Origin of the sequence: Mesorhizobium sp. M1E.F.Ca.ET.063.01.1.1, assembly GCF_003998155.1 — a bacterium.
In the GTDB taxonomy this organism is placed as follows: domain Bacteria; phylum Pseudomonadota; class Alphaproteobacteria; order Rhizobiales; family Rhizobiaceae; genus Mesorhizobium.
The window spans coordinates 1-7,074 of the sequence record NZ_RZSC01000286.1 but is presented as its reverse complement, the minus strand read 5'-3'; the positions used below and the strand labels follow the sequence as shown (position 1 = coordinate 7,074).

At 64.7% G+C, this 7,074-nt stretch carries 5 protein-coding genes; 1 reads left to right on the top strand and 4 read right to left on the bottom strand.

The features are described 5' to 3' along the window. Positions 1-1,696: BTAD domain-containing putative transcriptional regulator (locus tag EOA29_RS19885; protein WP_127221332.1), on the top strand; the 1,696-nt coding region annotated here is incomplete at its 5' end. 12 nt (positions 1,697-1,708) lie between these two features. Here the strand turns inward: EOA29_RS19885 and EOA29_RS19880 are convergent. The 4 genes from EOA29_RS19880 to choW all read right to left on the bottom strand — a co-directional run. Next, positions 1,709-2,746 carry an MBL fold metallo-hydrolase gene (locus EOA29_RS19880; RefSeq protein WP_126092332.1) on the bottom strand — a complete coding sequence of 346 codons (1,038 nt, stop codon included), beginning with the start codon at positions 2,744-2,746 and terminating at the stop codon, positions 1,709-1,711. 191 nt (positions 2,747-2,937) lie between these two features. After that, on the bottom strand, positions 2,938-4,929 hold the full coding sequence (locus EOA29_RS19875; protein WP_126092331.1) for an autotransporter outer membrane beta-barrel domain-containing protein: 1,992 nt from the start codon (positions 4,927-4,929) through the stop codon (positions 2,938-2,940). A gap of 150 nt (positions 4,930-5,079) precedes the next feature. Next, positions 5,080-6,261 carry a choline ABC transporter ATP-binding protein gene (gene choV / locus EOA29_RS19870; RefSeq protein ID WP_126092330.1) on the bottom strand — a complete coding sequence of 394 codons (1,182 nt, stop codon included), beginning with the start codon at positions 6,259-6,261 and terminating at the stop codon, positions 5,080-5,082. Further along, a partial coding sequence (choW, locus tag EOA29_RS19865; RefSeq protein ID WP_127221331.1) for a choline ABC transporter permease subunit occupies positions 6,258-7,074 on the bottom strand: 817 nt, incomplete at its 5' end. The genes choW and choV, both read right to left, overlap by 4 nt.

Sequence of the window (7,074 nt, the reverse complement as noted above, 5' to 3'; positions counted from 1 at the left end):
CCTGGAGACAGCCGGGGCGGCGGCGGAAGGTATCGATACGCTCAGCCTCGAGCGGTTGCGGAGTCTCTTGCAGCTTTTCGCCGGCGATTTCCTTGACGGTCTCGAGCTCGACCGCAGTCCGCATTTCGCCAGTTGGCTGACCGCGCAGCGGCGCCGCTTCAGCTCATGCCACGTCGCCGTTCTCGAGCACATCATCGGCCTTCTCCCGCCGGAAGCCGACGAGGCGGCCGCCTGTATCGACAAATGGCTGGAACTGGCGCCCTTCGACGGGCGCGCGCATACCGCGCTGCTGGAAAACCTCGCCCGGCGCGGGCAGATCGGCGCAGCCGAAGAGCATCTTGCCACCGCGGCGGAGCTCTTTCACTCCGAGGAGCTGGATATCGCTCCCTTGCGCGAGGCATGGCAGGCGATAAGAGCCCGCCACTCCATCGCGACGCCATGCGCCCGGCCCGTGCCGTTCGCGGCGACCCAGCCATTGATCGCCCAGAGCGAACCCGAAACAGCCGCGACGCGCCGGGCTTCGCTGGCGGTCATGCCTTTTGCCGAACATGCCGGCGCCGCCGGCTTTCGCGGCGGGCTGGCCGACGGCCTGACCCACGACATCATCACGCGCCTCGCCAAGCTCCGCGATTTCTTCGTCATCGCCCGCGGCTCGGTCTTTGCGCTCGCTGAAAAGAACATTGCGCCGGAGGATGCCGGACGTCGGCTCAACGTGGACTACGTGGCGACTGGCTCGGTCAGGAATCTTCTGGGCAGGGTCATAGTCGAGGTCGAGCTGTCCGAAGTGCGCACGGCCAGGATCGTCTGGGCAGAGACCTTCGAGCACAAGCCCGATGACGTCTTCATCGTCCTCGACGATATCGGCAACAGCATCGTCTCCTCGATCGCCGCCGAAATCGCGGCGGTCGAGCGCGACCGTGCGCTGCTTAAGGCACCGAATTCGCTCAATGCCTGGGAGGCCTATCACCGCGGCCTCTGGCATATGTATCGCTTCACTCGCCAGGAAAACGAGCTGGCGCAACAGTTTTTCCACGAGGCACTGAAACTCGATCCCACTTTCGCCCGCGCCTATGCCGGGCTCTCCTTCACCCATTGGCAAAACGCCTTCCAGCGCTGGGGCGATCGCGACCGCGAGACGGCGTTGGCTTTCGATAGCGCTGGCCACAGCCTTCTGGTCGACGACCGCAATCCGGCCGCGCACTGGGCGATGGGCCGCGCCTTGTGGCTGCGCGGCGACCAGGACGCCTCGGTGATCGAATTGGCGAAGGCCGTCGACCTCAGCCCGAACTTCGCACTGGGCCACTATTCCCTGTCCTTCGTCCATTCGCAGTCGGGCGATCCGCAATCGGCGATCGGCTCCTCCGATCACTCGCGCCATCTCAGTCCCTTCGACCCGCTGTTGTTTGGCATGATGAGCGCGCGCGCCATGGCGCATGCGCGGCTGGGCGAATTCAACGAAGCCGCCGAATGGGCGCTCAAGGCGGCAGCAAGGCCCAACGCCCATGTCATCATCCTGGCGATCGCCGCGCATTGCCTGGCATTGGCCGGCCGCCAGGACGAGGCGCGAAACTTCGCGGCCGCGATCCGCAAGACATTGCCGGACTACCGCGCCGACGATTTCATCGCCACCTTCCGCTTCGACCGGGACGCGGAAGCCATGTTCCGGAAGGGCGCGAAGCTGATCGGATTGAACTGAGCCTGCTCTGCGTCAGTGCACGAGCGGGCCGCTGGCCTTCCGCCACGCAACGATGCCGCCCTGTATGTGGCGGGCACTCGAGATTCCGACGTCTTGCGCCGCTTGCACGGCCATCGCCGAGCGCTCGCCGAACGCGCAGTAGAACAGGATCTGCCTGGCAGTCGATTTCGCCAGTTCATGCAGCATGCCGCCGGCGGCGATGTTTTCCTGCAACCGTGCATAGGGCAGATGGATCGCACCGGGAATGACGCCATTGCGCTCCCGCTCGGATTGCTCGCGCAGGTCGATCAGCGCCACATCGGGCCGACCGACCAGCGCCAGCGCCTGCTCGGCGGTCACCGACCAGCCGCGGCTGGCGATATCGTCCTGGTGCAGCCCGACCCTCATGTTGGCGGGCACCGCGACGTCCATCATCTTCGGGTTGGCCAACTTCAGATTGTTCATGATGTCGACGTATTCGTCGACCGACTTCACCTGCAGGCGCGGATTGAAGGCCTTCTCCTCGCCGATCGTCGACACCGTCTCGCCCTTGTAGTCGTGCGCCGGGAAGACCATCGTCTCGTCGGGAAGCTTGAGCAGGCGGCCGAAGATCGATTCATATTGCTGGCGTGGATCGCCGTTCTGGAAGTCGGTGCGGCCGGTGCCGCGGATGAGCAGCGTGTCGCCGGTGAAGACCCGGTCGGGCAGGATGAAGCTGTAGGAATCGTCGGTGTGGCCGGGCGTGTAGATGACGTCGAGCGCCAGCCCCTCGATGGCAAGCTTGTCGCCGTCGGCAAGCCGCATCGAAACGACGTCGGCCTTGGTCTGCTCGCCCATCACGGTCACGCAATGCGTCCTGTCGCGCAGCGCGCCGAGGCCGGTAATGTGATCTGCATGGAGATGCGTGTCGACCGCCTTGACCAGCCTGAGGTCGAGCTCGTTGACAAGTTGCAGGTAGCGCTCGACCTTCTCCAGCACCGGATCGATGATCAGTGCCTCGCCGCCGTGGCGGCTGGCGAGCAGATAGGAATAGGTGCCGGAGACGGCATCGAAGAGCTGACGGAAGATCATTTGCGACGTACCCCGCTGCATTCTCGCGCCACCGGGCAACCATCCGTGCGGCCGTGGCAATATCTTACCGCACGGACCCGCGGAATCGGAATGGATTTCGAAAAATATCTGCCAGGAGCCGGCGTTGCCTGCTGCCATGGAGTGGCAGCCTCCGAACCCATACGCTGGCGCCGAAGTTTGTCGGGCACCCCTCAAAAGGCCTTGCTGAGGCGAGCTTGGCCCCGGACAGTGAAGGCATTGTCGCTCCCATACCCGGCCTCAAAGCCGGCATTCAGGGTCATGCCGGCGCCCACCTCCGCCGCAACGTCCGCGCCGGCAAAGCCGCGCAACACCACCTTTCTGCCGCCGGCGGCAAAAGAAATGTCCTGGCCAAGGAGCGTCGCCGATAGGTCGTCGCTGTTTTGCGCGATCGCGTCGATCCCTGCACGAAGGGTGGTTTGCCAGGTCTGGCTCCGCGTGCCGACGGGCGCCAAGGCCAGCGCGAGCTGGCCACGCGCCTCGAAGACGTTGACGTCGCGCCGCGAGACCGCGAGATCGCTTCCCGAGCCGGCCTCCGCGTAATCGTCGATGAAGAGCCCGACGTAACGCAGTCGCACGCTGGGTATCAACATACCGGCCGCGACCGGTAGCCGCGTGCCGAGTGTGACGGACGGGCTGACGAAGATGCCGTTGAAATCGGCCCGCGCTGTCTCGACGCCACCCAGCACCAGATTGTTCGCGACACGGCGGCGGCTCCGCTCCTGGAGCACGCCGGTAACAAATGTCGCTTCGGCAAAATGCGCTCCTGCGTCATAGCCCAGATAACCGCCCGCAAATACGCTGCGATGGACGATCTCCTGCGCGTCGTCGTCGACCTCGGTCGATCCGGCGGCGCCCCCCAGCAGCACGCCACCCAGGAAGCCGTCGCCCGAGCGCCTTTCCGCGCCGGCGACCACGCCGCCCAGCGTCTCGCTGAACCCAGCTGATGCACCAGAGCCGCCCTGGGAGCGTATCCCGCCAAATGTGGAGATCCAGGCGCCTGGACCGTGATGCGGCGCAAGCACGTCGTCGCCTGGGGCGGGCATGCGCGCTTCGGCGACGCCAGCGATGCCGTCGACAAGGTCTTCGATTAGCGGACCACTGCTCGCAAACCCGGTGGTGTCGATCACCGCCGCGCTGTTGCCGCTCGTCACAAACGGCCTGCCGCCGGTCAGGATGGCTTGCGGCAGGCCGCTTCCGGCGAAGCTGATGACAGCGTTCAGCGCGGAGCGGAAGGTCACCGTGTTGCCGCCGCCGGAAAAGACGACCGGTCCCTGGATGACCGTCCCGCCCAAAAGGTTCAGCGTGGCGCCGGGCGCGCCGAAATAGATGGCGGCGCTCTGGTTGCTGAAGACGCGACCTGAGTTGGTAATGATAGAGCTGCTGCCCAGCGCGGCGATGCCCACGGCGCTCGCGCCGTCCACGACAACCGAACCGGAATTGGTGATCGTCGCATTGCCGAACAAGGTGCCGATACCTGTCGCGCCCGTGCCGGAAACGCTGACGGTGCCGCTGTTGGCGATTGCAACGTCGCTGCCGCCAGCGCCGATGCCAATGGAAGCCAACCCCGACACGGTAATCGACCCGGAGTTGTCCAGCCGCAGGCCGTTGTTCTGCCAGATGATGCCGGTAGCGGCGATGCCATAAGCCTCGATCGAACCGCTGTTGGAAATCCTGAGGTCTGGTCCGGCACCGATGATGCCCGAGGCCGCGACACCTGAAACACCGATGAAGCCGTGGTTATCCACGCGCCCGCCGGACGCATCACTGATGATGCCGTATGTTGCGACACCCAGCGCTTCTATCGAGCCGTTGTTGACGATGTGCGCGTTGTCGCCCTCGGACAATATCCCTATGGAAGCGTCGCCTATCGACAGGATGGTCCCGCCGTTAAGGATCGTCGCATCCAAGCCCTGTGAGTTCACATTGATGGCGCCGCCGCCCAACGTTTCAACCAGGCCGCGGTTGGTGAACCTCTGGGTCGGGCCGAACATCCGCACGGCATCTACGCCGGCGCCAAATGTCTCTATCGCTCCCCCGGGGTCCACGGCCCCGGTATCGCCGGCACCGTTCATCGTCTGCTGGCCGGCAGTCGCGTCATTGCCTATGACAAAACTTTGGGAAAACGCCGCGCCGCTTCCAAGCGAGACTACGGCGAGAACCAACGGCGCAACCGCGCCGGAAAGCCCTTTATGCGACGTCGGTAACCCCCCTGGCGCATGGGCACGCAACAAAGCGGACTCTGCGCCCGAAGGAGGCGAAAGACAAGGCGGAGACGGCGTTGCGACCCCCGGTCTTTCCGCGTGCGGAAGCGCCTACCGCCTCAGCACCGCGCTCAGCACGTCCCGGATGCCGATCGCGCCGACGAAGCGCGAGCCTTCATCGAATAGCGCCACCGGCGCGGTTTGCGAGCGGTGCATGGCGAGCATCACCGTCTTCAGCGGCGTGCCGGGATTGGCCCAGAACACTTGCGTCCTCTCCTCCGGCTGGCGCTCGACATCGGCGCAGGACACCCAGACAGCGGGCTTGCCGTCGCGTTCGGCCGCCGCCACCAGGCCATGCTCGTCGATCTTGAAGCGCGTCGTCTTGCGCCGGTCGAGCCATACCCAGCCATTCTCGCCCTGCTCGAGATCGCGGCGGTCGCGCATGACGTTCCAGGCCGTCAGCACCGAAAGCGGATTCACATTGGCGATGAAGTCGCGGACATAGTCATTGGCGGGGCGAAGGACGATGTCTTCCGGCGCGCCTGTCTGCACGATGTGTCCACCCTCCATGATGGTGATATGGGTGCCGATCTTCAGCGCCTCCTCGAGGTCGTGGCTGACGAAGATGATTGTCTTCTTCAACTCGGCCTGGAGTTGCAGAAGCTCGTCCTGCAGCTTGGTGCGGATCAGCGGATCGAGCGCCGAGAACGGCTCGTCCATCAACAGGATCGGCGCCTCGGTGGCGAAGGCGCGCGCCAGGCCGACACGCTGCTGCATGCCGCCCGAGAGCTCATGCGCGTATTTCTTCGACCATTGGTCGAGATGAACGAGCTGAAGCTGTTTCTGCACCCGCGCCTTGCGCTCGGCCTCCGGCACGCCGGCGAGCTCGAGGCCGAAACCGACATTCTCCTCCACGGTGCGCCACGGCAGCAGGCCGAATTGCTGGAACACCATCGCCACCTGCTTCTGCCGCAGGCGCCTGAGCGTTGCCTCGTCGCAGGTGACGACATCGACCGTGCGGTCGCCGTCCTTGACCAGCACCTGGCCGCGCGACACGACGTTCAGCCGGTTGACGGCCCTGAGCAGCGTCGACTTCCCGGAGCCCGAAAGGCCCATCAGCACCGAGATCTCGCCCTCATGCACGGTGAGATTGGCCCCGGCGCAGCCCAGCACATTGCCGGTCTTTTCGAGGATATCGGCGCGCGTGGCGCCTTTGTCGATCATTGCAAGCGAACCCGCCTGATCGGCGCCGAAGACGATATCGACATTTTTGAAATCAACCGCGACGCTCATTTCTTGCCTCCAACGCCGATACGCGTCATCCGGTCGAGCACGATGGCCAGCACGACGATGCCAAGGCCGGCCTCGAGCCCGAGGTCGATCCGGCGCGAGCCGAGCGCGCGGTTGATTTCAGTGCCGAGGCCGCCGGCACCGATCAGGGCCGCGAACACCACCATCGACAGCGACAGCATGATCGACTGCGTCAGGCCCGCCATAATGGTGGGCAAGGCCGAGGGTAGCTCGACCTTCCAGAGAAGTTGTCTTTTGGTGGCGCCGAACGCCTCGCCTGCCTCGACAATCGATTTCGGCACCGAAGTGACGCCGAGATGCGTGAGACGAACCGGGGTCGGAATGACGAAGATGATGGTGACGATGAGGCCGGGGGCGTTGCCAAGCCCGAACAGGGTCAGCACCGGGATCAGATAGACGAAGGTGGGCAGCGTCTGCATCAGGTCGAGCACCGGCAGCATGAAGCGGTAGACCTTCGGCTTGTGCGCGGCCCAGATACCGAGCGGAACGCCGATGGCCATCGAGGCGGCGGCAGCAGCAACCACCAACACCAGAGTCTCCACGGTCTGCTTCCACAGGTTCTGGTTGATGATGAAGACGAGGCCGATGAAGACGCCGACGGCCAGCGGCCGCGAACGCTGCAGGAACCAGGCGATAACGGCAATTACAAGCGCCAGCAGCACCGACGGCACCATCAGCAGCAGGTCCACCGCCCCGTCGAGGATGAAATTCAGGCCGTTCGAGAACGCCCTGAAAATCGTATCGAAATTGTCGGTGAGGAAACTGAAGAAGGCTTTGCCCCACAAACCTATGGGG